Source organism: Pseudomonas sp. YuFO8 (assembly GCF_035065025.1).
GTDB lineage: Bacteria > Pseudomonadota > Gammaproteobacteria > Pseudomonadales > Pseudomonadaceae > Aquipseudomonas > Aquipseudomonas putida_AE.
This window is the reverse complement of the sequence record NZ_JAXDEQ010000017.1, coordinates 1-24389: the sequence shown is the minus strand read 5'-3', so window position 1 is coordinate 24389 and position 24389 is coordinate 1. Positions and strand designations below refer to the sequence as shown.

Here is a 24389-nt window from a genome sequence, read left to right as displayed (position 1 = left end):
CATGCGACAGACGCTGAAGAGCCTGGCGCAACAACTGGCCAACGGCCAGACAACCAGTCGAACGCTCGTGGAGCAATACCTGGCGCGTATCGCAAACCCTCAGGGCGAAGGTTCCAGGGTCTTTCGACGGGTGCAGGCCGAGGCCGCGCTGGCCGAGGCCAGTCACCAGGACGCACTGCGCCGACAGGGCCTGTGCCCATCACCCTATGCCGGCATTGCGATTTGCGTGAAGGACAACATGGACCTGCTCGGCCACCCCACACGGGCAGGCTCGGTGGTGTTGAACGACGCCCCACCCGCCAAAGCCGATGCGCCGCTGATTACTCGCTTGAAAGCCGCCGGGTTCATTGTGCTGGGGCAAACCCACATGAGCGAATTCGCTTATTCAGGGGTGGGGCTCAACCCTCATCACGGCACGGCGGCCAACCCGTTCAAGCGGGAGATCGGCCTGATCCCGGGGGGCTCATCTTCAGGGGCAGCGGTCGCCGTCAGCGACCGCATGGCTGCGGCGGCGATCGGTACCGACACGGGCGGCTCCTGCCGTATCCCTGCAGCGCTGTGTGGCGTGGTGGGCTACAAGCCCAGCGCCGCGCATATCAGCAGGCAGGGCGTCCTGCCGTTGTCCACGACCCTGGACAGCGTCGGCCCGTTGGCGATGAGTGTCGACTGTTGCGAGATTCTTTATTCGATCATGTCTGGCCGGACGATCGAACCGCGGTCAACCGATGAAACGCGTCCGCTGCGTTTGTTCGTGCCGCAATCTCTGGCCTCACTGGACACTGATCAAGCCGTCGCGGACGACTTCGAACGGGCGCTGATGCGCTTGCAGGCCAACGGCGTGCACATCGAGCGAGGAGCGCTCGCCGCCCTGGATAGCGTACCGGCATTGCATGCCAATGGCAGCTTCAGCGCGTATGAGTCCTGGCACTGGCACGCCCAACGTCAAGGATTGGAGCTGTCTCGATACGACCCACGCGTGCGATCGCGCATTGATTTGGGCCGCCACATCACACCAGGGCAATACCAGGAACTGCACCGTCTGCGCCGCCAGTTTATTGCCGACATCGCCCAGTCACTGACCGGCTTCGACCTGCTGGCAATGCCCACGACCCCGATCGTGGCGCCAGCCATCAGCGCCTTGGCAGATGAACCGGCATATACCCGGTTCAATCGCCTGATGCTGCGCAATCCCGGGGTGGTCAACCTGTTCGACGGAAGCTCGATTTCCCTCCCCATGCACCGCCCCGGCCATGCGCCGACTGGTTTCATGCTGGCCGGCCGCAATAACGATGATCAGGCCTTGTTGCACCATGCCCGTCGGGTGGAGCGCTTGCTCAACCAGCAAGATCGCGCCTCACTGGCGGATTGACGCCAGAAGGTGACGGGCCTGTTCACCCAACAGCGCGATCAGGCTGTCGAGGATATGAGGGTGCGGTTCATTGGCCCGGGTCATGGCGAACAGCGTCACTGGCCATGAAGGCGTCAGGGTGCGTATCGCCGTGCGCTCGGTCGGCGCGCTGAGGGCGGTGAACGGGTCTACGACCGCCAGCCCCGTACCGGACGCCACCAGCGCGCTCGCCAACGAGTAGGTCTGCACGCGAATGGCCGTCCGCGGTGGCGGGTCGATGGTGTTCAGGTACAGACCCAACTGGGCAAACAGGGGATCGGCATGGGACAACCCAATCAGCGGAGCATCACTGAGTTCCTCGACCGGCAACGGCAATGTTTGCTGCTGCAGCGTCCAATAGTCCCGTGGCGCCAATGCCACCAGGAAGCTCTGGGCCAGGGGCTGCACATTCAGGCCCGGATGATCGGGGTAGCGCAGTGTCAGGCCGATATCGATTTCACGCATGAACAGGTTCTGCACCAGCTCCTGGCTGTGCAGGCTGGCCAGCTCGCACGAGGTGCCGGGGTAGCGCCGGGTCCATTCGCCTATCAAGGTCGGCAACAACGAAAACGCCAGCGCCGGTGTGGCCCCGATGCGCAAGGTCTGTCCCGGTTGGTGGCGCAGGTTCTGGGCCAGCCGCCGCACACCGTCGACACTGGCCGTCACCTTGTTCACTTCGCGCTCCAGCTCCAGCGCTTCGGGCGTCACCAGAAGCTTGCCCTTGACCCGCAAAAACAAAGCGAAGCCCAGCTGCGATTCGGCGTGCTGCAGGGTTTTGGTCACCGCTGGCTGGCTGATATGCAGCAGTTGCGCCGCCCCGCTGATGGACCCCGCCTGGCGAATCGCCTGGAACACCTCGATATGTCTGAGTCGCATGTTTTAACCCATAACCTTTATCTATACCCGGCCTATCTTTATTCATTATCGGCCCGCTGTCATGCCCATTACTGTGAAGCCTGCTTGCAGAAAAGGAACGGGTCATGACTCAGCGTGTGTGCATCATCGGTGGTGGCGTGATTGGCCTGACGACGGCTTACGCCCTGGTGCGTCAAGGACTGCAGGTCGACCTGATCGATGCGCAACCGGACCTCGCCCGCCAGGCCAGCTTTGCCAACGGCGGGCAACTGTCCTATCGCTACGTGGCGCCATTGGCCGATAGCGGTGTGCCGCTGCAGGCCCTGGGCTGGATGCTGCAAGGTGACTCACCGCTCAAGCTGCGCCCGCGCCTGGATCTGCGCCAGTGGCGCTGGATGATGGCTTTCCTCGGCGCCTGCCGGGGTTCGGTCAACCGTCGCAATGCAGAACAGCTTTACCGCCTGGCGCTGCAAAGCCAGCAGGTGCTGAACACCTGGCGCGAAGAAGACGCACTCGGGGAGTTCGCCTGGCGACGCAACGGCAAGCTGGTGACGTTCCGCTCCAGCAGCAGTTTTTCCCATGCCCGCACCCGGCTTTGCGAACCTCAGAGCCAGCAGGTGCTAGGCCCGAACGAATTGTTCGCCCTCGAACCGACGCTGGCAAACGCACCGTTTGTGGGCGGCATTTTCACCCCGGGTGAAGAAGTCGGCGATTGTCATCAGTTCTGCCTGTTGCTGGCAGAGCGGTTGCGGGCTTCCGGGCTCTGCAACTTTATCCTCGGCCAGGCGGTAACGCGCATCCGCGAGATCGGGGGCAAGGTGCAGGCGGTGGAACTGGGTGATCAGGTGCTGCCGGTGCAACAGCTGGTGTTAAGTGCCGGTTATCGCAGCGCGGCACTGGCGCTGCCAGGCATGCGGATCCCGGTTTATCCGCTGAAGGGATACAGCTTGAGCGTACCCATTCTGCCTCAGCATCAAGCGCCTGAGGTGAGTGTCACCGACTATGACCGCAAAGTCGTTTACGCACGCCTCGGCCAGCAGCTGCGCGTCGCCGCCATGGTCGACATCGTCGGTTTCGATCCCTCAATCGACCACCGACGCATCGACAGCATTCGCCAGGCCGCTTTAGCACTCTTTCCCCACGGCGGCGATTACCCGCAAGCACTGGAATGGGCCGGCATGCGCCCGGCAACACCCAGCGGCGTGCCCATGGTCGGCGCCACGCCGTACCGTAATTTGTGGCTGAACCTGGGCCACGGCGCATTGGGTTTCACACTTGCCTGTGCCAGCGCCCAGCGCTTGAGCGAGATGATCGACAACCGCGAAGACAACCCGCTGTGATGCAGCACCTCACCTCCATGAAAAGACAACTGTAGCGCAAGCGTTTCAACCTTCACTGCCTATTAAAACAACATCCAGGTAGAGCGAAAACGTATGAAGAGTCTCAGTGAAACAAGCAGCAAAACGCAGAAACTGATTTGCCTCAGCGCCCTGTTCCTGGCGTGGGCAGTCGGCTATGCCGACCGGATCGTGATGAGCACGGCGATCATTCCCATCGGCCAGGAATTCGCACTGGATGCGCGGCAAGCGGGCATGGTGCTGAGTGCGTTTTATGTCAGTTACGCACTCATGCAACTGGTGGGTGGCTGGATGTCGGACCGCTATGGTTCACGCCTCGTGGTGGTGGGCTGCGTGATCGCATGGTCGGTGTTCACCGGCCTGACCAGCGTGGCGTGGTCCTTCGCGTCGCTGCTGTTGATCCGCTTTCTCTTCGGTATGGGCGAGGGCTGCTTTTCACCGGCAAGTTCGGTGACCGTGGCCGAGGTGTTCCCCAAGCAGGAGCGCGCTCGGGCCAAGTCCTTTCTGATTTCCACGGTGTTTCTGGGCAATGCGGTCGGCTCAGGGCTGGTGGCGCTGGTCGTCGTCTATTGGGGCTGGCGTGAAGCATTCCAGTTACTGGCGGGCGTGGGTTTGCTGGTGTCAGTGGTCCTGTGGCTGGCACTCAGGGGCGGCATCGCCCAGCAACAGAAAGCCAAAGGCGTCCAGACGGGCAACCCGTTGCGCGAACTGATACGCAACCCGGCGGCACTCAAGCTCACGGCGATCTGGTTCTGCACCAGCATTCTCTACATCGGCATGATCTCCTGGATGCCGTCCTACCTCATGAAGCAGTACCAGATCGACCTGCTGCATATCGGCCTGGCTTCCGCGATTCCCTACTTGATCGCGTTCCTGGGCACCAACGCGGTGGGCTGGTTGCTCGACAAGGTCGGCCAAGACCGTGAGCGGCACTTCATGATGGGCGGCTCGTTGTGCTGCGCCATCTTCCTCTCACTGATGATCAGCACCACCTCGATCACGTTGCTGGTGGTGTACTGGACCCTCTGCCTGCTGTCGTTCAACTTCATCTATGCCACGGTATTTTCCGTTCCGCTCAAACGCTTTTCCTCGCACCTGATTGGCAGCGCCACCGGGCTGATGAATTTCGGCGGACAGATGGCCGGCTCCGTCGCCCCAATCATCATGGGCAGCCTGATCGTAGCCTTCGACGGTTCCTACATGGCGGCGTTCTGGTTCCTGGTCGCCGCCGCCATGGCGGCCTTTGTCATCGCCCTGACCTGGCGCAATCCCGCACCCATCCTCCAACAACAAGCAGGACAAGCACATGCGTAACGATCATCCGTTCGACCTCATCATTGAAGGCGGCACGCTCATCGACGGTAGCAAAGCACCTCGCTACCGCGCAGACCTGGGCATTATCGATGGGCGTATCAGCGCCCTCGGTGACCTGTCGGCCTGCCAGGCCAACCAGCGTATCGATGCCACGGGCAAGGTGGTCGCACCGGGCTTCATCGACTCCCACACCCATGATGACCAGGCTGTGCTGTCCCAACCCGACATGACCTTCAAGGTGTCCCAGGGGGTCACCACCGTGGTCACCGGCAACTGCGGCATCAGCATTGCGCCATTGCGCCAGGACAGTGACCTGCCCTCGCCGCTCAACCTGCTGGATGACACCGACAGCACTCGCTTTTCCACTTTCAAGGGCTATCTCGACGCGCTGCGACAGTCTCCCTCGGCGGTCAACGTCGCGGCCATGGTCGGGCATTCCACTTTGCGCGTCATGACCATGGACTCGCTTGAACGCGCCGCGGACCTTACAGAGATCGGCGCCATGCAGGCGCTGCTCGACGAGGCCCTGGCAGCGGGCGCAATCGGCATTTCCACCGGGACCTATTACCCTCCGGCAGCGCACGCCCCGACCCAGGAAATCATCGACGTTTGCAGACCGCTAACCGGCAGTGGCGCGCTTTACGTGACACACATGCGCGATGAGGCGGACAACACCCTGGCGTCACTGGAGGAGAGTTTTCATATCGGTCGAGAACTGGACAGCCCGGTGGTGATCTCCCACCACAAGCTGCAACGTCGGCAGAACTTCGGCAAATCGGCAATCACCTTGCCGATCATTCGCGAGGCGATGAAGTGCCAATGCATTTCCCTGGACTGCTACCCCTACAACGCCAGTTCGACCATGCTGCATACCGACCCGAATCGCTTGCAGGGGCGCGTGTTGATTGCCTCCAGCGAGCCGCATCCCGAACACACCGGACGCGACCTCGACGACATCGCCACCGAGTGGGGTGTCAGCAAGGTCGAGGCGGCCGCGCGCCTGCAGCCAGCCAGTGCGATCTACTTCGGCATGGATGAAGAAGATGTGCAGAACATTCTCGCCTTCGATGAAACCATGATCGGCTCCGACGGCATCCCGACGGGCGAGAAGCCACACCCGCGCCTTTGGGGCACCTTCCCCCGGATCCTCGGGCACTACAGCCGTGAACTCGGCCTGTTTGAGCTGGAAACCGCGGTCTGGAAGATGACCGGGCTGACCGCGCGCAATTTCAAACTCGACAAACGCGGCGTTCTCGCCGTGGGCAACCACGCCGACATCGTCGTGTTCGACCCGCTGACCGTGCGCGACGTCGCCGACTATGACCACCCCACCGCACCTGCCGAAGGTATCGAGGTCGTCATCGTCAACGGTCAGGTCACCTGGCGAGAAGGCCGGCACCAGGGCGCACGGGCCGGACAGGTGATCACCCGGCGCAATTGCGACGTCACGGCGTAAGGGCTGAGTCTCATGAAAACACTTCACATGACAAACGCACTCTCACTTCCACGCCGAATATCGGGTTCACTCTGCGCTATTGCCTGCCTCGGCCTGGCAGCCAATACCCAGGCGGCATCAGCGAGTCCGGCACCTTCTGTATATGAGGCCTCGATCAGCGAGTTGCAGGCGGCAATGAGCGCAGGCACGATCAGCTCGCACGAACTGGTGGAACAATACCTGGCAAGGATCAAGGCATACGATCAGCAGGGGCCGGCGCTCAATGCCATCGTCAGTCTCAATCCCAACGCGCTGCAGGATGCCAAGCGCCTCGACGAAGAACGCCGTACGCGAGGGCCGCGCGGCCCGCTCCACGGCATTCCCGTCGTGGTCAAGGACAACTACGACACCACTGACATGCCAACGTCTGGCGGCACCCTCGCACTCGCCAATCTAAAGCCCACCGCCGATGCCTACCAGGTGCAGCGATTACGCGCGGCGGGGGCGGTCATCATTGGTAAGACGACGATGCACGAGCTGGCTGCCGGCGTCACCACGGTCTCTTCCTTGACGGGTTATACCCGCAACGCCTACGACCCGACTCGCGCACCGGGCGGCTCCAGCGGAGGCACCGCCGTAGCAGTGGCCGCCAGTTTCGCCGCCGCCGGTATGGGCAGCGATACCTGCGGCTCCATACGAATTCCAGCGGCCTATCAGAATCTGGTGGGACTGCGCACTACCAGAGGTCTTGCCAGCCGTAGCGGAGTGATGCCGCTGTCCTCGACCCAGGACGTAGCAGGTCCCATGGCACGCAGTGTTGCGGACCTGGCAGTCATGCTCGATGCCACTGTCGGCAGCGATGCCAGCGACCCTTCGACTGCTGATGCCAATCGGCATATTCCCCCCTCCTATCTCACCTCACTCAAGGCCGATAGCTTGAAAGGCGCGAGAATAGGCGTGATTCGCGAGCTATTTGGAAACGCCCCCGAGGACATGGAGGTGGTTCAGGTCATTGACAAGGCGCTGGAGCAGCTCAAGACCCAAGGCGCCACCGTGGTTGAAGTCTCGATCCCGGAGCTGGACGAATTGCTGCGTGACAGCAGCATCATCCCCTACGAATTCAAGTACGACCTGGCCGCTTATCTCGCCAAGCATCCCGGCGCTCCCGTCGACAGCCTGCGCCAGATACTTGCCCAGGGCATGGATCATCTGTTGCTCGATCCTGGCCTGCGGGTTCGCGACGCTGTCGACCTGGAAAAAGCCAGCGACCGGGAAGCATTGAACAAGGTTCTGCAGAAACGCGCGGCACTAAGGGCCCTGATAACCCTGCAATTGCGTAACCAGCACTTGAGTGCCCTGGCCTACCCGACCATTCAACGCAAGCCTGCGCTGATCGGAGAACCGCAGTTCGGCGCCACGAACTGCCAGCTAAGCGCCAGCACCGGTCTACCCGCTATCGCGCTGCCAGCGGGCTGGACAGCCGATCAGGTGCCGGTGGGACTGGAGTTGCTGGGGAGCGAATTTGCCGAATCCGAACTGCTGAACCTGGCCTATGGTTGGGAGCGCAACACCCAGCCACGTCACCCGCCCTTCACCACCCCGCCGCTGGAAGCGGGAAAGGCCCCTTCGCCGTTGAAGTTCAGGGCCACGCCCCTCACCCGCCGGGGTGCCTCTGTCGTGGTGAACTTCGATTATGACAAGCTCACCGGCAAACTCGCTTACACCGCTCATACCCGCGACGTTCCCCACGATCAGGTCATTGGTGTAACGCTTGCGCGCAGCCTCGACGAAAAGCCGGGGCCGATCATATGGAACTTGCTCAAACCGCATATGACCCAGGCGAGCGACAGCTTGACTCTCAAGGCAAGTGATCGCGAAGAGTTGTTGGCAGGACGCCTGCGTGTGCAGCTTTATACCCTGGACTCACCCCTTGGGACGGGGGCAATGGCGGTGCGCGAATTGCAGGTATCGCAGAAATAGTCGAGATGAATCTGGATTTCAGTGATTCGCGCGCAAAATGAATACCAAGGACTTGGGTTGGAACCGAGGTCCTTGTTTTTTGACGGTGACCTGGCGTGGTGGATGGTTTCTGTGCCACTGACATTGAGGGCGACGAAGACATCCTGTGGCGCAAGAACCTGTTGCGGCAGATAGGCTACAAGCTGTGAATTGCACAGCGAGCAGAATAGCCCACGAAAAATCCCGCCCCAGTCGCTGAGGCGCTCTTTGCGAGTCATTTCATAGCGAATCCATTCACTCATCCGCAGACCCGGTAACGGCGAAAATGTTACAGGGCACTTGATACAGCACATGCTCCGTCGTACTGCCCACCCATTTACCCAGCCCCTTGCGGTGGGCATTTCCCATGACGATCACATCGGCCCGGTGATGCGCTGCAAAGTCGGCCAGCGCTTTGCCTGGTGGACCTTCAACGAAGTGTTGCCGCTCAGTGGGCACACCGTAGTGGTCGGCCAATGCGATAAATTTCTTTTGCAGTGACTTGCGCACTTCGCTGCTGAAACCGGGCATCGTCACGGCACCGGCGCCTGCGTCGGATATATGGGTCGACGATGGATCGTAGGCATGCAAAAGATGCAGTTGCGCACTGCATTGCATCGCCAATCCGTTTGCCGCCTGGATGATGCGTTCGTTGATGCCAGTGATCTGAGTCTCGGGTTGTGATGGATCGACCGCCGCCACTACCACCCGCGGAAGTGGACACCTGACTTCGCTGACCAGATGCACAGCCACCGGACATTCACGCAACAGGTGCCAATCCAGAGGCGTAATGAAAACGCGCTTGAGCGCTGACTCGTGCTGCACGTCCTTGATAAGCAGATCCGGCTGCATTTCTGCCACGTGCAGAAGTATTTCTTGCAGCGCGGTTCGCGTAACAAGCACTTCGGTACTCACCTTGACCCCGCGCTCGCGGAATAGATCGGCCTCATCCTTCAACCATATTTCGTTCTCTTGCTGGCAGGCTTCACGAAAACGTGCACCCGCGCTCCTCAAGCCCAGGAGGTTGGAGTCTTCGATAAACACCGTGATATGCAGGGCCGCGCCTGTGGCTTCGGCAATGGCGACAGCTCGCTCCAACGCCGGGGTGTGGCGCATGGCTGGACCGGCTATCAGTAAGAGTCGTTGATACTGGCTCACGTAACACCTCCAAACGCTCCGGGAAATCTGGTCCCCCTGCGCGATCGCGTGTCACACCACCGACGATTGACTATCGTCTCGAATGTCTGGATCGACACCACCAATATACGCCTGAATTGCGTAATGGCACGGGTGACAACCCACACAAACGCTGCTAATCCAACAATAATAGAGGCCAAACCACAAAGGCAGAGAACCGATTGAACATCGATACCCGCATCAAATTCCGTCATCTGCTGTGTTTTCTCGAGGTGGCGCGCCAGGGCAGCCTGGCGCGTGCCTGCGACAAGTTGGCAATCAGCCAGCCGGCGCTTTCCAAGACCCTGAAGGAGCTTGAAAACCTGTTGGATGCCACGCTGTTTGAACGGGGTAAAAAGGGCTCGACGTTGACCGAGGCCGGCGTGGCCTTTTTGCGCTACGCAGGGCCGAGCGTGCAATCGTTGCGTGACGGGGTCAACAGTTTGCGCTCTGGTGTGCATGAGCCCATCAGCGTGCAGCTTGGTGTGCTGTCCACCGTCGAAAGCCTGTTGGTGCCTGAAGTGGTGTGCCGTCTGCACGAGCGCCACCCGGCGTTGGTGGTCAGTGTCGTGACCGGCCCAAGTGCCTACCTGCTGTCGCGGTTGCGTGTCGGTGAGCTGGACCTTGTAGTGGGCAGGATGACCGATAGCCCACTGATTCTCGGGCTGGCGTTCGAGCACCTCTACAGCGAATCCATGACCTTGGTGGTGCGTAGCGGCCATCCGGTGCTCACCGATCTGCCGGGGCAGAAAAATCTCGAGGACTATCCGTTGGTACTGCCGTCGGCGGGAACGACGATCCGCAAATTCGCCGACAGCCTGTTTGTGCAACACGGGATAACCCCATCACGCCAACGCCTGGAAACCCTGTCGGTGGCCCTGAGTCGGCGCTACGTACAAAGCAGCCAGGCCATCTGGGTCGCGCCTTTGGACGCTGTCAGGCAAGACTTGAGGCAGGGCGAGTTGGTGGAGCTGGACCTGGGGATGCGTGAGCCCGGTGGTTCCGTGGGGTTCTGCACCAATCCCGCATTGGCGCTGGCGCCAGCGGCGCAGTGGTGCGTGGAGGCACTGCGCGAGGTCGGGCAGGACTATCGTGAGGGCAAATATCCATAACCATCTGGATATGCATAAGGTCGATTTTTTCAATTTTGCGATGGGTTGTACAAGCCGAAACTGGGAACGCTGCCAACGCAGTACCGGCTTCTGTCCACCCATAACAACAGGAAAAAACGACATGTCTGATGCGCACGACAGCCGCTTCGTCATTCGTGACCGTAATTGGCATCCCAAGGCCCTGACGCCTGACTACAAGACTTCGATCCTGCGCTCTCCCCGCCAGGCACTGGTGAGCATCCCGCAATCCTTATCCGAAACCAGCGGCCCGGATTTTTCCCATCTGCAAATGGGCCGGCACGATAACGATCTGCTGTTGAATTTCAATCATGGCGGCCTGCCCATCGGCGAACGCATCATCCTGGCGGGCCGGGTTTGCGATCAGTACGGCAAGCCGATTCCCCACACCCTGGTAGAGATGTGGCAGGCCAATGCCGGTGGTCGTTACCGGCACAAGAAAGACAGCTACCTGGCCCCGCTTGACCCGAACTTCGGCGGCGTTGGCCGAGCGATGACCGACCGCGATGGCAACTACAGCTTCCGCACCGTCAAACCCGGCCCCTACCCATGGCGCAACGGCCCCAACGACTGGCGCCCTGCGCATATCCATGTCTCCATCAGTGGCCCGTCGATTGCCACGCGCCTGATTACCCAGCTGTATTTCGAAGGTGATCCGCTGATCCCCATGTGCCCGATCGTCAAGTCGATCGCCAATCAGGACGCGGTGCAGAGTCTGATCGCCCGGCTGGACATGGGCATGGCCAATCCCATGGATTGCCTGGCTTATCGTTTTGATATCGTCCTGCGCGGTCAGCGCAAGACCCACTTCGAAAACTGCTGAGGAGGCCTGCACATGCCCGTTCAACTGCTGCCTGAAACCCCGTCGCAAACCGCCGGCCCCTATGTCCATATCGGCCTGGCGCTGGAAGCTGCCGGCAACGCGCCGCGTGAGCAGGAAATCTGGAATGAAATGGCCAGACCCGGCGCGCCAGGTGAGCACATTTTATTGCTGGGCCACGTGTATGACGGCAATGGCCACCTGATTCGCGACGCCTTCCTGGAGTGCTGGCAGGCCAATCACGAAGGCGTCTACGACAGCGCTTTCGACCTGGAAAAACCCTTCAATTGTTTTGGCCGCACCGCGACGACCGATGTCGGTGAATGGACGATCAAGACCGTGAAGCCCGGCGTGGTGAAAAACGCCTCGGGCGTGGCCATGGCTGCGCATGTCAACGTGGCGCTGTTTGCCCGGGGCATCAACATTCACTTGCAGACCCGACTGTACTTCGACGACGAACCCGAGGCGAATGCCGTGGATCCCGTGCTGAACCTGATCGAACAACCCCATCGGCGCGAATCCCTGATCGCCCGGCGCTGCACGGTCGATGGCCAGCTGGCGTACCGCTTCGATATCCATGTCCAAGGCGAAGCGGAAACCGTGTTCTTCGACTTCTGACGACGCATGACAGTGAACACCGCCCCATGGGAAAGGTCACCCCCACCCATGGGCCTCTTCGATAAAATGCAAAACCGCGCTCGATCGTTCATCAATCCGTGAAATCAGCGACAGTTCACTGACCATTTCCGGTTGCGCCAGGGGCACGATCCGTATGCCGGGCATGGTCAGCCGGGTCATTGTTTCGGGCACGATGCTCAGGCCGATACCCGCGGCCACCAGCCCGGGAATGCTCATCAGCGATGGCACATGCATGATGTTCTCGGGGTGCAGCTGGTTTTGCCGGCAGGCCTGGAGCGTGTGGGAGGTCAGGCCAATGCCGGCGCTGTCCTGCAAGAACACGAACTTCTCATGCCGCAGTGTCGCCAGTTCACCGGTAAAACTGTCCGCCAGTTCATGGTTGTCCGGGATCAGCAGGACGAGCCTGGATTGGCTGAAGTGATGGGTGCGCAGCCGGTCCGGCAGGTGATCCTTGAACACCCTGGCAAAGGCCAGGTCAAGCTTGTGGTCGAGCAACATGTCGAACTGCGCGCGAATACCGGCGTCCACCAGGGACACTTTGACTTCGGGAAACGTGCTGAAGTAATGGCGCAGCAATTGCGGCAAATTGGCCTCGAACAGGGCCGAGTGATAACCGATATTGATTTCGCCGACTTCACCGCGCCGGGCACGCCGGGCGGCGGCAATCGCCAGCTCGCTGGCCTCGATGGACTGCCGGGCATGGGGCAGGAACGCCTCGCCGGCAGCGGTCAACGCCACGCCGCGGTTTTCCCGCCGGAACAATGCCAACCCCAACTCCGCCTCAAGCGTGCGCATCAATTGGCTCAGGGCCGGTTGCGCGATACCCAGTTGTTCAGCCGCGCGGCTGAAGTGCTGCAGGTCGGCGGCGATCACAAAGGCTTTCAGGTGACGCAGTTCCATAATCGCTACCCATAAGGCTGACTTATCTATTTATCGTGATTTTGATAATTATTCTGCAAGCAGGATGCGCTAACGTCTACTCACTTCGACGATTCCTTGCAGCTGCATCGAAATCGTATGGGTATCCCGACACCATAAAAACAATGACGAGCACCTTTATGAGCACACCCCATCAAGAGACTCATGATTCGCGCATGCCTCGCAAAGCGGTGACCGCCGCAACGATCGGCACCGCCCTGGAATGGTTTGACTTCACGCTATACGGCGCGGTGTCGGCGACGATCCTGCCCAAGCTGTTTTTCCCGGCCATGGAGCCGACAGCCGGCCTGCTCGCGTCGCTGGCAACCTTCGGTGTCGGCCTGGCCGCTCGGCCATTGGGCGCCATTACCTGCGGCTACCTCGGTGACAAACTGGGCCGGCGCAACCTGATGTTGGCCACCGTGAGCATGATGGGCCTGGCGTCGGTATTGATGGGCCTGTTGCCCACCTACGGCCAAGTTGGCATCTGGGCGCCGATCCTGCTGGTGTTGCTGCGGATCATCCAGGGCTTCGCGCTGGGTGGGGAGTCCACCGGTGCGCAACTGATGGCGCTGGAACACGCCACCCCCGATCGCCGCGGCCGCTATTCCGGCATGCTCGGCCTGTGCTCACCGCTCAGTCAGATATTGGCCAACGGCGTGTTGATGGGCCTGGCGGCGACGCTTTCAAGCGAGCAGTTCGAAAGCTTTGGCTGGCGAATCCCCTTCCTCATGAGCTTCGTACTGGTGGTGGTCGCGATCTTCATCCGCCTGAAAGTCGATGAAACCCCGGCCTTCGTCGCGTTGAAAAAGACCCCGGTCAAACAGGAAAAGAGCCCGCTCAAATCCGCACTGGGCAGCCATTACAAAACCATCCTGCGCCTGATGTTTTTCTTCTGCTCGCCCGCTGCACTGTTCTACCTGATCGTGATTTTCTCCCTCAGCTACCTGACCAAGCACCTGGGCTTCAGCCAGTCGACAGGCTTCATGTCGCTGATGGTGGCTAACATGTGTGCGATTTTCGGTGCGCTGGCCGGTGGTTATCTGTCCGATCGCTGGGGCCGTAAAAAGGCGTTGGCATTTGGTTCGTGCATGACCTTGCTGATCCTGTTCGTGTACTTCCCGATCCTCAACACACTGAACGTTCCCGCCATCATGGCAATCATGGGGCTGTTCCTGGGCTTCACCCAGTTCCAGAGCGGCATCCAGCCGGTGGCCTTCGCCGAAGCCTTCCCGACCCAGGTGCGCTACTCCGGCTCGGCTCTGGCCTACACCGGCGCCAACCTGGTGATCGGCGGCCCTATGCCAATGATCGCGGTCTATCTGATGAGCCAGTCGAACAACTCGCCATGGCCTCTGGTGACGCTGTGTGCGGTGATCAACCTGATCTCGCTGGCCATGATCGTCATCGGCCCGGAAACCCGCGGCATCGACCTGAACGCTGTCGCCAAAGACGACGAGATCGACACTCGCGCTACCGCCATTCTTTCCAAATAACGCAGCAGGACGACCATGAACCGCACCGTCTTCATCCTCAACGGCCCAAACCTCAACCTGCTGGGTCGTCGTGAGCCGCACATCTACGGCCACACCACACTCGAACAAATCCGCCAACGCAGTGAGAGGCTGGCCGAAGAGCTTGATCTGGTCATCGACTTTCGCCAGACCAACCACGAAGGCGTAATGGTCGACTGGATTCAAGAGGCCTTCGAGCAAGGCGCTGCCGTGATCATCAACCCGGCCGGCCTTTCGTTTCACTCGATTCCGGTCCTGGATGCGCTGAAGTTGCTCGACGCACCACTGATTGAGCTGCACCTGTCGAACATCCATGCACGGGACGAACTGCATCGCCACTCGATCATGTCGGGTGTGGTCAATGCGGTGATCTGCGGCATGGGCGCCGATGGATATCCCCTCGCCATCCGGGCCATTGACGACTTGCTGCGTCGTCAGGTTGCCAACCACTGACACCCCTTCGCCAGACGCTCACACGGCGGTCCCTTGGCAGATTGTTGCCAGGGCCGCTTGCGCCTGAAATTCAGTCGCCAACTGCAAAAAACCCTGAAAAAAATAATAATTCACCGCGAGACATCCCCCATGCGCCACACCCGTTTCAGCCGCAACGTGCCCGCACCTTACTCTTTGATCGGCCTGGCCCTGGCACTCAGTGCCGGCTCGGCGACTGTCGCTCACGCCGATGAAAACAGCGGATTCATCGAAGGCTCGACTGCCACGCTCAATCTGCGCAATGCCTACATCAATCGCAACTTCGTCAATCCCGCCTACCCAAACAGTGCCGCACCGCAGAACAAGGCGGAGGAATGGACGCAAAACTTTATCCTCGATGCACGCTCCGGCTACACCCCTGGGCCGGTAGGGTTCGGCGTTGATGTGCTGGGGCTTTATTCGCAGAAGCTCGACGGCGGCAAAGGCACCGCCGGCACTCAGCTTTTGCCGGTTCATGATGATGGGCGCCCCGCTGACAACTTCGGACGGCTGGGGGTTGCCGCCAAGGCCAAGGTTTCAAAAACGGTGGTAAAAGTCGGCGAATGGGTCAGCACCCTGCCGATCCTGCGTTCCGATGATGGTCGTTCGTTGCCGCAGACCTTTCGTGGCGCGCAGGTCACCTCCCAGGAAATCGGCGGGCTGACGTTGTATGGCGGTCAGATCAGACAGAACAGCCCGCGCAATGATGCGAGCATGGAAGACATGTCCATGAACGGCAAAGCGGCGTTCACCTCCGATCGATTCAACTTCGGTGGCGGTGAATACACCTTCAACGACAAGCGCACGACCGTTGGGCTCTGGTACGACGAACTCAAGGACATCTATCAGCAACAGTACTTCAGCCTGAGCCACAGCCAACCTGTGGGCGACTGGACGCTCGGCGCCAACATGGGCTTTTTCACCGGCAAGGAAGACGGTGCCCATCTGGCTGGCGACATGGACAACAAGACCGCCTTCGGCCTGTTCTCGGCAAAACTGGGCGGCAATACGTTTTACGTCGGCCTGCAAAAGCTCACCGGCGATACCGCGTGGATGCGGGTCAACGGTGCCAGCGGCGGTACCTTGGCCAACGACAGCTACAACTCCAGTTTCGATAACGCCCAGGAGCGCTCCTGGCAGGTCCGTCACGATTTCAACTTCGTCACGGTCGGCGTCCCTGGCCTGACCCTGATGAATCGTTACTTGAGTGGCGACAACGTGCACTCGGGCGCTATTACCGATGGCAAGGAATGGGGCCGGGAATCGGAACTGGCTTACGTCGTGCAGTCGGGTGCCTTGAAAAACCTGACCGTGAAATGGCGAAACTCCAGCATTCGCAAAACGTTCAGCACCAATGAGTTTGACGAAAACCGACTGTTTATCAGCTACCCGATTTCGTTGCTGTAGTGCTGTCGAGTTGAGCAAGCTGCGTGCATCCGAAACGCTATGGACCGCACGCAGCTGTCTGATCCCCTTTCACCTTTGCGGTCAGAATCCCACCTTTTGCCGGGAAGCCGTCATTCAGCCGCTGGCACGGGCCTGAACGCCGTGCTGAATTTCGCCATCTGGCGCAACAATTTTTCAGTTTCCCGAAAACCGATCCCGACTATTGGTCAAGTGCAGCACCATCGCAGCCCGAGCTGCATCGGGATCCTGGCGCTTGATCGCGTTGAAAATCGCTTCGTGCTCCAGACTCGCCAGATGCCCCAATTGTGAAAAGTCAGCGCTTCCACGCTCGTCGACCTTCACCTGGTTACGAGGAATCATGGCGTTGCCCAGGTGCTGCATGATTTCCGTGAAAAAAGTATTGCCGGTGGCTTCGGCAATGATCTGGTGAAAGCGCTTGTCCTCCTCGACGCAACTGTCGTTGTTAGCCAGCGAAGCCTGGTAATCAGTCAAGGCCTGGCGCATGCGAGCGAGCTGATCGTCAGTTCGACGAACAGCCGCCAGCGCAACAGCCTGCACTTCCAGGCCCAGCCTCAGCTCCAGCATGCTCCTGACACTGGCGACCGTATCCACATGCAGGCGTAGCCCTGGCTGCGATTGCTGCTCCAGCACAAACGTGCCGATGCCGTGTCGTGTCTCGACCAACCCCGAAGCTTGCAGCTTGGAGATCGCCTCCCGGACAACGGTGCGGCTTACGCCATGCTCGAGAACGATGGTGGATTCCGAGGGCAGCTTTTCGCCCGGTTTCAATTGTCCGAGCAAAATACGCTGGGTCAGTGCTTCGACCACACCCTGGGCCAGGTTGGCGGATCGTCTACGGACAGGGGTTCCGCTTTCAATTTGCATAGATTTGAGTCCACAGAATTTCGCTCTTGAGAGCTTAACACCCACCCGTGACTCCCTGGCGAACTGTGCACGTACTTCGTTGGGCCAACACGGCCCTAGCTTGTATGACAACACATCTAAACAATCGAAAACCGAGTGACAGCCTCTCCTCTGACCGATGTGAAAAACCTCACCGCACAACTTCAATTCAGGGGCATAAACACCAGATAATACTGGGCGAAATTCACACCAAGCTATTTCTCATCGCGCAGCACGACGACAAAAACGCAGACCATCGCATTGCGAACTAGAAAAACCACTTGTATGATGTCTATCAACATGAGGCACATCAAAGATCCCAACAAGCCGCCGGTGTGACGCTCAAACCCGCATAAAAATAATCAGTGGGAGATTTGAATTGTGAACAATTCAAGCAATGCATCTGTGGTTCCAGAAAGTGATTCGGTTCTCGCGCGCGCCGTGAGCAAAGTGAAGAGGCATGTACTCCCGCTGTTCGTGATCATGTTCATCCTCAACTACATCGACCGGGTCAATATCGGTTTCGTGCGCACCCACATGGAACATGACCTCGGTATAGGCGCTGCCGCCTATGGCCTGGGGGCAGGCCTGTTCTTCATTGGCTATGCGCTGTTCGAAGTACCTTCCAACATGCTGCTGCAAAAAGTCGGTGCCCGTATCTGGCTGACCCGCATCATGTTCACCTGGGGCATCGTGGCCACGCTGATGGCCTTCATCCAGAACGAAACCCACTTCTACATCCTGCGTTTTCTGCTGGGCGTCGCCGAAGCAGGCTTCTTCCCTGGCGTGATCTATTACTTCACCCGCTGGTTGCCAGGCGTCGAGCGCGGCAAGGCCATCGCCATCTTCCTCAGTGGCTCGGCCGTTGCCTCGCTGATTTCAGGCCCGCTGTCGGGTGCCCTGCTGCAGATCGAAGGTTTCGGTTTTCACGGCTGGCAATGGATGTTCGCCATCGAAGGCCTGGCCTCGGTATTCCTGGGCTTTTTCGTCTGGTTCTGGCTTGACTCCAAACCTCATGATGCCAAGTGGATGACCCGTGAAGAGCAAGACGCACTGGTCGGTGCCATCGATCAGGAGCAACGCGAGCGTGAAGCGCTGACCACCGTGAAACCGACCATTGGCAAGCTCCTCAAGGATCGTCAGATCCTGCTGTTTTGCGCCTTGTACTTCTGCATTCAATTGACGATCTACGCAGCGACCTTCTGGCTGCCCAGCATCATCAAGAAGATGGGCGACCTGAGCGACGTGCAGGTCGGGTTTTTCAACTCGATTCCCTGGTTGATCTCGATCATCGCCATGTACTCGTTTGCCGCCCTGTCGAGCAAGTTCAAGTTCCAGCAAGCCTGGGTCGCCACTGCCCTGCTGATTGCAGCGGCTGGCATGTTCCTGTCCACCACCGGCGGGCCGATCTTCGCTTTCGTCGCCATCTGTTTCGCGGCCATCGGCTTCAAGTCCGCGTCTTCGCTGTTCTGGCCAATCCCCCAGGGCTACCTGGATGCCCGCATCGCCGCAGCCGTCATCGCGCTGATCAACTCGATTGGCAACCTGGGTGGTTTCGTCGCACCCACGACCTTCGGTTTCCTGGAGCAAACCACCGGATCGATCCAGGGCGGCCTCTATGGGCTGGCCGGCACTTCGGTACTCGCCGCGATCCTGGTGTTCTTCGCCAGGACTTCGCCGAAAGCATCGTCCCTGCTGACGCCGCCAAACGCCGCTGCAACGGGTGCGACCCTGAGCAAAGCTCACTGAACCCATTGATCGCTGACCGACCTTATTACGCAGGAATTTGCCATGAACGCTGAACAGACTGCCAACACCACCCAGTCCCCTGTCGTCACCAGTTTTCAGGTCGTACCCGTCGCGGGCCACGACAGCATGTTGCTCAACCTGAGCGGTGCCCACGGGCCGTTCTTCACCCGCAACATTGTCATTCTCAAGGACAGTGCCGGTCACACTGGCGTGGGCGAAGTACCGGGCGGCGAACGCATCCGCGAAACCCTGGAAGACGCTCGCAGCCTGGTGATCGGCCAGCCCATCGGCCAGTACCAACGCATCCTCAATCAGATGCGCAGCACCTTTGCTTCCCGTGATGCGGCGGGTCGCGGCCTGCAGACCTTCGACCTGCGCATCACCATTCATGCGGTTACCGCGATGGAAGCCGCGCTGCTCGACCTGCTGGGTCAATTCCTCGAAGTTCCGGTGGCTGCATTGCTGGGCGAAGGGCAGCAACGCGATGCGGTGAAAATGCTCGGCTACCTGTTCTACATCGGCGACCGCACTGTCACGGACCTGGCCTACCGCAACGAATCCGACGCTGAAGACGAGTGGTTGCGGCTACGCCATGAGAAAGCGATGAGCGCCGAAGCGGTCGTGCGCCTTGCCGAAGCCGCAAAGGCCCGATACGGCTTCAACGACTTCAAGCTCAAGGGCGGTGTGCTGCGCGGCGATGAAGAAATCGAAGCGGTCACCGCGCTGGCCGAACGTTTTCCTGACGCCCGCATTACCCTTGACCCCAATGGCGCCTGGTCGCTCAAGGAAGCCATCCGCCTGTGCCGGGACCAGCACCACGTCCTCGCCTATGCCGAAGACCCGTGCGGTGCGGAAAACGGCTACTCGGGCCGCGAGGTCATGGCCGAATTCCGCCGTGCCACGGGCCTGAAGACCGCCACCAACATGATCGCCACCGACTGGCGCGAAATGGGCCATGCCATTCAACTGCAATCGGTCGATATCCCGCTTGCCGATCCGCATTTCTGGACGATGCAGGGCTCGGTCCGTGTCGCCCAGATGTGTCACGACTGGGGTCTGACCTGGGGTTCTCATTCCAACAACCACTTCGATATCTCCCTGGCCATGTTCACCCAAGTTGCCGCCGCCGCACCGGGAGAGATCACCGCGATCGACACGCACTGGATCTGGCAGGACGGCCAGCGCCTGACCCGGGAGCCACTGAAAATCGAAGGTGGCTACGTCAAGGTTCCGACCCGGCATGGCCTGGGCGTGGACATCGACATGGACGCCGTGGCCAAGGCGCACGAACTCTACAAAGGCATGGGCCTCGGCGCCCGGGACGACAGCGTCGCCATGCAGTTCCTGATGCCTGGGTGGAGCTTCAACAACAAGCAGCCTTGCCTGGTGCGCTGATTCATGGGGGGGGCACCAGCAGTGTCCCTCCCCTGCATCGTTCATTAACCAAGCGGCGCGCTCAGTGGGCGCAAAGGATCGGGGCGGCGCGGCATACGGATTCCTCGTTCATATAATCATGGGTTTCCGTGAGGCCAATCCACGACGCAAGTGGCACGCCGAAACCAAGGCTTGAGGTTCTCGAAAATAGTTGTTGAAACACTATTCTCGATCCCCTAGCCTTCATTGAGTTTCGATAAGGAAAAGCCCCTATGCGCCCTTCACTCGCGCTTGACCTAAAGCGAAGTGCCGTCCGAGAAATGGTGAGCCGCTTTCGCGTGACTAATCCACGTATCTTCGGGTCGGTGCTGCGCGGTACCGATCTGGATGGCAGTGACCTCGACCTACTGGTCGATGCATTACCCGGCGCAACACTGTTTGACCTGGGTGGCTTACAAGTTGAATTGGAGTCACTGCTTGGCATCCATGTTGATTTGTTGACTCCCAGCGATTTGCCGTCGAAGTTTCGAGGCCAGGTCCTCGCAGAGGCCAAGCCAGTATGAATGAGAATCGCCTGGTTGATTACCTCGGACATATGCAACAGGCCGCAGTGGATGCCTGTGGCTTCATAGAGGGTTTGGACAAAGTCGAGTTCCTTGAAGACAAGCGTACGCAACAAGCCATCATTATGAGCCTCATCATCATAGGAGAGGCGGCGACAAAGGTAATGGATGGTTACGCAGAGTTCATTCTAGAACACTCGCAAGTGCCATGGCGCAGCATGCGTGGGATGCGCAACCGTATTGCTCACGGGTACTTCGATATCAACCTGGATGTCGTATGGGAGACGGTTAAAACCGCGTTGCCGGAATTGTTGACGCAGCTCCCCAGCGTTCTCGAAGACGCAGACAACAAAAGCAACATTTAAATAAAAATTTGCTGGCAAGTGGCGTTCCGAACAAGGACGTGTCCAAGAAACATGGCGTGTCCGTTCCTACGCTGCATCGCTGGGTACCCGCCACTGCGCACGCTGAGCGTACTCTAAATTCCGCGTTCTTTGACGACCCCTTGCAGTAATCGGTCTTCTTCCAGATTCTATCCCGATTCGCTATTACCTCCCATCCAATAAACGGAATGCCCAGGCACCGATCGACCTGGGATATACGATCAAACTGCAAGTGCGACCGTGCAGTGCTGGTGGCCGCTGTATGTGCCAAACATATGCAGATGCGCTACAACTCATAGAACCCCGGAGGTCCTCACAGCAAGCGAGCGAATGTGGATGAAACACACTCTCTGCGTCGTCAGGTTGATTCGGTTCGCATCCGCTTCGCTCGCCATGCTCGCCACCGGTGCAGTGGCAGAGGATCTCGAGCCCAGGTCCTATGCCAATACGCCGGTCGGTATCAATTTTTTGCTCCTCGGCTACAGCGATCTGCATGGCAACGTGACGGCCAATCCCTCGATTCCGCTGGAAGATGCCAAGCTCAAGATCGAGACGGTCGTGTTCGCCTTTGCCCGGTCCCTGGACGTCTGGGGTCGTTCGGGGAAGTTCGATGTCGTCGTGCCCGAGGCGAAATTGACCGGCTCTGCCCTGCTTGCCGGCGAGCCCAGGAAGCGTGATGTCACCGGGTTGATCGACCCCAGGTTTCGCTTCTCGGTCAACCTGTATGGCGCCCCGGCGATGTCCCTGGCCGAGTTCCCCAGCTACCAGCAGGATGTGATCATCGGCGCCAGCCTGGCGGTCACGGCGCCACTGGGCCAATACGACGACAGCCGGCTGATTAACCTGGGCAACAATCGCTGGTCGTTCAAGCCTGAACTCGGGGTTTCCAAGCGTGTGGGGCAAGTGACCTTGGAACTGTCGGGCGCGGGCACGTTTTTCACCGACAATGACCAATTACTCGGCGACCGCGTACTGTCCCAGGACCCGATCTACCAGGTACAGGGGCATCTTATCTATGCATTTGACAACGGTGTCTGGGCTTCGCTGGATGCGACCTGGTTCGAAGGTGGTAGAAGCTCGGTCGATGGGGTCAGTAACCACGATTATCAGGAAAACTCCCGCTACGGGTGCACCCTCACGCTGCCGTTGAACCGCAACCATTCGATCAAGCTCAATGCAAGTAATGGCGGATATACCCGCACGGGCAGCGAATTCGATGCTGTTGGCATGATCTGGCAGTATCGCTTCGGCGGTGGGCTTTGATTCTGTTCATGGGTCCGCAGCCTGGGACAACGGCCGGGCCACCTGCTCCAACGCCCGCCGCTCCGCCGCCACGCCCCAAACCCCTTGCACCAGCGCCGCCACACACATCAACGCCGCGCCGATCAGGTAACCGATCAACAGACTGCCGCGTTGCTGGGTCTGGATCAGTTGGCCAAACAGCATCGGCCCGATGATGCCGCCCAGGCCAGTGCCAAAGGCGTAGAAAACGGCGATGGCCAAGGCGCGGATTTCCAGGGGGAAGGTTTCTGCCACGGTCAGGTAGGCCGAACTGGCCGCTGCCGAGGCGAAAAAGAAGATCACCATCCATGCCGCGGCTTGCTGGGTGACATCCAGCCAGCCCTGCTCGAAGGCATAACCACTGAGCGCCAGCAGGATCCCGGACGTCGCGTAGGTGAAGCTGATCATCACCCGTCGGCCGATCACGTCGAACAGGCGCCCCAACAGCAGCGGCCCGCAGAAATTGCCCAGTGCCAGGGGCAATACGTACCAGCCAACCTGCTCGGCGGGCACCTGGTAAAAATCGGTCAGCACCAGCGCATAGGTGAAGAAGATCGCGTTGTAGAAGAACGCCTGCGCAGCCATCAGGGTCATCCCCACCAGCGCCCTGCGCCTGAAGCTGACGAACAGGGTATGGAAGATCTCCGCCAGCGGCGTATGGTCCCGCGCGTGCAGGCGCAGGGGTTGGGCGGTCACGGCCGGCAGTTCATGGCCTTCTTCGCGCAGACGCGCTTCGATGCCTTCGACGATCTGTCGCGCCTCATCGTGCCGACCATGGATCAGCAGCCAGCGCGGGCTTTCCGGCAGCCACAGGCGCATCACCAGGATCACCAGGCCCAGCGCGGCACCGATGCCGAAGCACAGGCGCCAACCCAGGTCGCCGCCGACCACCTGCGGGTCGAGCAGGACAATGGCCCCGCCGGCGCCCAGGGCTGCGCCTAACCAGAAGGTGCCGTTGATGGTCAGGTCGACCCAGCCGCGATAGCGTGCCGGGGTGAATTCCTGGATCGTCGAATTGATTGCCGTGTATTCGCCGCCAATCCCCATGCCGGTGAGGAAGCGCAACAGCAGGAAGCTTTCCAGATTGAATGAGAACGCTGTGGCCGCCGTGGCGCCCACGTACAGCCATAACGTCATGAAGAACAGCTTGCGCCGCCCGAGGCGATCGGTCAGCCAGCCGAACAGCAAGGCACCGACCACGGCGCCGGCGATATAGATGCCACCGGCCAGGCCAATATCGAAGTTGCTCATGCGCAGGTCGGGGCTGTTTTTCAGCGCGCCGGACACCGAGCCGGCCAGGGTCACTTCCAGGCCGTCGAGCAACCAGGTGATGCCCAGCGCGACCACCAGCAGGGTGTGAAAGCGGCCCCACGGCAAGCGGTCCAGGCGGGCTGGAAGATCGGTTTGGAATATCGCGCCGGCTTGTTGGTGGGTCATCGCCACAACTGGGTCATGTGCAGTGTGTTGTGAATTAGGAGTCAGCCCCTGGAGCGGGAGTTCAACATTCACACCCAACAAACCTGTAGGAGCTGGCTTGCCAGCGAAGAGGCCCGCACAGCCGACATCTTCCTCGCCTGACAAACCGCCTTCGCTGGCAAGCCAGCTCCTACAAGGGGATCACCGCCAGACGCAATTCCCGGCAACACCCAACGAACCTGTAGGAGCTGGCTTGCCAGCGAAGAGGCCAGCACAGCCGACATCTTCCTCGCCTGAC

The 24389-nt window shown here is 59.9% G+C and carries 21 protein-coding genes and 1 pseudogene; 17 read left to right on the top strand and 5 right to left on the bottom strand.

Going from position 1 to position 24389, the window contains the following annotated elements:
* The first annotated feature begins 1 nt into the window (after window position 1).
* Window positions 2–1369 carry an amidase gene (locus SOP95_RS16670; protein ID WP_274076379.1) on the top strand — a complete coding sequence of 456 codons (1368 nt, stop codon included), beginning with the start codon at window positions 2–4 and terminating at the stop codon, window positions 1367–1369.
* Here the strand turns inward: SOP95_RS16670 and SOP95_RS16665 are convergent.
* Window positions 1355–2263, bottom strand: coding sequence for a LysR family transcriptional regulator (locus SOP95_RS16665; protein WP_323607677.1), 909 nt, complete (start codon window positions 2261–2263; stop codon window positions 1355–1357). The genes SOP95_RS16670 and SOP95_RS16665 overlap by 15 nt on opposite strands.
* A gap of 104 nt (window positions 2264–2367) precedes the next feature.
* Here SOP95_RS16665 and SOP95_RS16660 point away from each other — a divergent pair, with 104 nt between their 5' ends.
* The 5 genes and pseudogenes from SOP95_RS16660 to SOP95_RS16640 form a co-directional block, all read left to right on the top strand.
* Window positions 2368–3582, top strand: a complete 1215-nt coding sequence (locus SOP95_RS16660) for a D-amino acid dehydrogenase (protein WP_323607675.1) — start codon at window positions 2368–2370, stop codon at window positions 3580–3582.
* Window positions 3583–3675: 93 nt separating this feature from the next.
* Window positions 3676–4914: an MFS transporter gene (locus tag SOP95_RS16655; RefSeq protein WP_274076376.1), complete on the top strand. Its 1239-nt coding sequence runs from the start codon at window positions 3676–3678 to the stop codon at window positions 4912–4914.
* Window positions 4907–6370 (top strand): N-acyl-D-amino-acid deacylase family protein, encoded by a 1464-nt coding sequence (locus SOP95_RS16650; protein ID WP_274076375.1) that lies wholly within the window; start codon window positions 4907–4909, stop codon window positions 6368–6370. The genes SOP95_RS16655 and SOP95_RS16650 overlap by 8 nt, the downstream gene beginning before the upstream one ends.
* Before the next feature lie 174 nt (window positions 6371–6544).
* Window positions 6545–8329: an amidase gene (locus SOP95_RS16645; RefSeq protein WP_274076374.1), complete on the top strand. Its 1785-nt coding sequence runs from the start codon at window positions 6545–6547 to the stop codon at window positions 8327–8329.
* 92 nt (window positions 8330–8421) lie between these two features.
* Window positions 8422–8517: pseudogene (locus tag SOP95_RS16640) on the top strand (adenosine-specific kinase); the annotation flags it as partial.
* 85 nt (window positions 8518–8602) lie between these two features.
* Here the strand turns inward: SOP95_RS16640 and SOP95_RS16635 are convergent.
* Complete coding sequence (locus SOP95_RS16635) at window positions 8603–9505, bottom strand: universal stress protein (protein ID WP_274076373.1); 903 nt, start codon at window positions 9503–9505, stop codon at window positions 8603–8605.
* 200 nt (window positions 9506–9705) lie between these two features.
* On the opposite strand from SOP95_RS16635, the gene pcaQ reads away from it, so the two are divergent.
* The 3 genes from pcaQ (at window position 9706) to pcaG (ending at window position 12091) form a co-directional block, all read left to right on the top strand.
* On the top strand, window positions 9706–10635 hold the full coding sequence (gene pcaQ, locus SOP95_RS16630) for a pca operon transcription factor PcaQ (RefSeq protein WP_274076372.1): 930 nt from the start codon (window positions 9706–9708) through the stop codon (window positions 10633–10635).
* Between the two features lie 121 nt (window positions 10636–10756).
* Window positions 10757–11476 (top strand): protocatechuate 3,4-dioxygenase subunit beta, encoded by a 720-nt coding sequence (gene pcaH / locus SOP95_RS16625; protein WP_323607673.1) that lies wholly within the window; start codon window positions 10757–10759, stop codon window positions 11474–11476.
* A 12-nt stretch (window positions 11477–11488) separates the two neighbouring features.
* The gene (gene pcaG, locus SOP95_RS16620) at window positions 11489–12091 is read left to right on the top strand and encodes a protocatechuate 3,4-dioxygenase subunit alpha (RefSeq protein WP_274076370.1); all 603 of its coding nucleotides are present in this window, start codon (window positions 11489–11491) and stop codon (window positions 12089–12091) included.
* A gap of 36 nt (window positions 12092–12127) precedes the next feature.
* On the opposite strand, the gene SOP95_RS16615 is transcribed toward pcaG, so the two are convergent.
* Window positions 12128–13012, bottom strand: coding sequence for a LysR family transcriptional regulator (locus tag SOP95_RS16615; RefSeq protein ID WP_274076369.1), 885 nt, complete (start codon window positions 13010–13012; stop codon window positions 12128–12130).
* Window positions 13013–13170: 158 nt separating this feature from the next.
* Between SOP95_RS16615 and SOP95_RS16610 the strand changes: the two genes are divergently transcribed.
* The 3 genes from SOP95_RS16610 to SOP95_RS16600 all read left to right on the top strand — a co-directional run bounded on the left by SOP95_RS16610 (window position 13171) and on the right by SOP95_RS16600 (window position 16422).
* Entirely contained in the window at window positions 13171–14526 is a 1356-nt protein-coding gene (locus tag SOP95_RS16610; protein WP_274076368.1) for an MFS transporter, read from the top strand.
* Between the two features lie 15 nt (window positions 14527–14541).
* Entirely contained in the window at window positions 14542–14997 is a 456-nt protein-coding gene (locus SOP95_RS16605) for a type II 3-dehydroquinate dehydratase (RefSeq protein ID WP_323607667.1), read from the top strand.
* 129 nt (window positions 14998–15126) lie between these two features.
* A complete protein-coding gene (locus SOP95_RS16600) occupies window positions 15127–16422 on the top strand; it encodes an OprD family porin (RefSeq protein ID WP_323607666.1) in 1296 nt (431 codons plus the stop codon).
* A 174-nt stretch (window positions 16423–16596) separates the two neighbouring features.
* Here the strand turns inward: SOP95_RS16600 and SOP95_RS16595 are convergent, their stop codons facing one another.
* Complete coding sequence (locus tag SOP95_RS16595) at window positions 16597–17307, bottom strand: FadR/GntR family transcriptional regulator (protein ID WP_274076466.1); 711 nt, start codon at window positions 17305–17307, stop codon at window positions 16597–16599.
* Between the two features lie 399 nt (window positions 17308–17706).
* Between SOP95_RS16595 and SOP95_RS16590 the strand changes: the two genes are divergently transcribed.
* The 5 genes from SOP95_RS16590 to SOP95_RS16565 all read left to right on the top strand — a co-directional run bounded on the left by SOP95_RS16590 (window position 17707) and on the right by SOP95_RS16565 (window position 22657).
* Window positions 17707–19074: an MFS transporter gene (locus SOP95_RS16590; RefSeq protein ID WP_274076365.1), complete on the top strand. Its 1368-nt coding sequence runs from the start codon at window positions 17707–17709 to the stop codon at window positions 19072–19074.
* A 42-nt stretch (window positions 19075–19116) separates the two neighbouring features.
* The gene (gene gudD / locus SOP95_RS16585) at window positions 19117–20469 is read left to right on the top strand and encodes a glucarate dehydratase (RefSeq protein WP_323607665.1); all 1353 of its coding nucleotides are present in this window, start codon (window positions 19117–19119) and stop codon (window positions 20467–20469) included.
* A 251-nt stretch (window positions 20470–20720) separates the two neighbouring features.
* Window positions 20721–21011 (top strand): nucleotidyltransferase family protein, encoded by a 291-nt coding sequence (locus tag SOP95_RS16580; protein ID WP_323607664.1) that lies wholly within the window; start codon window positions 20721–20723, stop codon window positions 21009–21011.
* Window positions 21008–21376 carry a HepT-like ribonuclease domain-containing protein gene (locus tag SOP95_RS16575; protein WP_323607663.1) on the top strand — a complete coding sequence of 123 codons (369 nt, stop codon included), beginning with the start codon at window positions 21008–21010 and terminating at the stop codon, window positions 21374–21376. Before SOP95_RS16580 ends, SOP95_RS16575 begins: the two co-directional genes overlap by 4 nt.
* A 354-nt stretch (window positions 21377–21730) precedes the next feature.
* Entirely contained in the window at window positions 21731–22657 is a 927-nt protein-coding gene (locus SOP95_RS16565) for a transporter (RefSeq protein WP_323607662.1), read from the top strand.
* A gap of 6 nt (window positions 22658–22663) precedes the next feature.
* On the opposite strand, the gene SOP95_RS16560 is transcribed toward SOP95_RS16565, so the two are convergent.
* The gene (locus SOP95_RS16560) at window positions 22664–24112 is read right to left on the bottom strand and encodes an MFS transporter (RefSeq protein WP_323607661.1); all 1449 of its coding nucleotides are present in this window, start codon (window positions 24110–24112) and stop codon (window positions 22664–22666) included.
* Between the last annotated feature and the right edge of the window lie 277 nt (window positions 24113–24389).

Excerpts from the sequence above, each read along its gene's own strand:
- SOP95_RS16670 (WP_274076379.1), top strand. The coding sequence starts at position 2 with ATGCGACAGACGCTGAAGAGCCTGGCGCAACAACTGGCCAACGGCCAG.
- SOP95_RS16665 (WP_323607677.1), bottom strand. The coding sequence starts at position 2,263 with ATGCGACTCAGACATATCGAGGTGTTCCAGGCGATTCGCCAGGCGGGG.
- SOP95_RS16660 (WP_323607675.1), top strand. The coding sequence starts at position 2,368 with ATGACTCAGCGTGTGTGCATCATCGGTGGTGGCGTGATTGGCCTGACG.
- SOP95_RS16655 (WP_274076376.1), top strand. The coding sequence starts at position 3,676 with ATGAAGAGTCTCAGTGAAACAAGCAGCAAAACGCAGAAACTGATTTGC.
- SOP95_RS16650 (WP_274076375.1), top strand. The coding sequence starts at position 4,907 with ATGCGTAACGATCATCCGTTCGACCTCATCATTGAAGGCGGCACGCTC.
- SOP95_RS16645 (WP_274076374.1), top strand. The coding sequence starts at position 6,545 with ATGAGCGCAGGCACGATCAGCTCGCACGAACTGGTGGAACAATACCTG.
- pcaH (WP_323607673.1), top strand. The coding sequence starts at position 10,757 with ATGTCTGATGCGCACGACAGCCGCTTCGTCATTCGTGACCGTAATTGG.
- pcaG (WP_274076370.1), top strand. The coding sequence starts at position 11,489 with ATGCCCGTTCAACTGCTGCCTGAAACCCCGTCGCAAACCGCCGGCCCC.
- SOP95_RS16615 (WP_274076369.1), bottom strand. The coding sequence starts at position 13,012 with ATGGAACTGCGTCACCTGAAAGCCTTTGTGATCGCCGCCGACCTGCAG.
- SOP95_RS16610 (WP_274076368.1), top strand. The coding sequence starts at position 13,171 with ATGAGCACACCCCATCAAGAGACTCATGATTCGCGCATGCCTCGCAAA.
- SOP95_RS16605 (WP_323607667.1), top strand. The coding sequence starts at position 14,542 with ATGAACCGCACCGTCTTCATCCTCAACGGCCCAAACCTCAACCTGCTG.
- SOP95_RS16600 (WP_323607666.1), top strand. The coding sequence starts at position 15,127 with ATGCGCCACACCCGTTTCAGCCGCAACGTGCCCGCACCTTACTCTTTG.
- SOP95_RS16595 (WP_274076466.1), bottom strand. The coding sequence starts at position 17,307 with ATGCAAATTGAAAGCGGAACCCCTGTCCGTAGACGATCCGCCAACCTG.
- gudD (WP_323607665.1), top strand. The coding sequence starts at position 19,117 with ATGAACGCTGAACAGACTGCCAACACCACCCAGTCCCCTGTCGTCACC.
- SOP95_RS16580 (WP_323607664.1), top strand. The coding sequence starts at position 20,721 with ATGCGCCCTTCACTCGCGCTTGACCTAAAGCGAAGTGCCGTCCGAGAA.
- SOP95_RS16575 (WP_323607663.1), top strand. The coding sequence starts at position 21,008 with ATGAATGAGAATCGCCTGGTTGATTACCTCGGACATATGCAACAGGCC.
- SOP95_RS16565 (WP_323607662.1), top strand. The coding sequence starts at position 21,731 with ATGAAACACACTCTCTGCGTCGTCAGGTTGATTCGGTTCGCATCCGCT.
- SOP95_RS16560 (WP_323607661.1), bottom strand. The coding sequence starts at position 24,112 with ATGACCCACCAACAAGCCGGCGCGATATTCCAAACCGATCTTCCAGCC.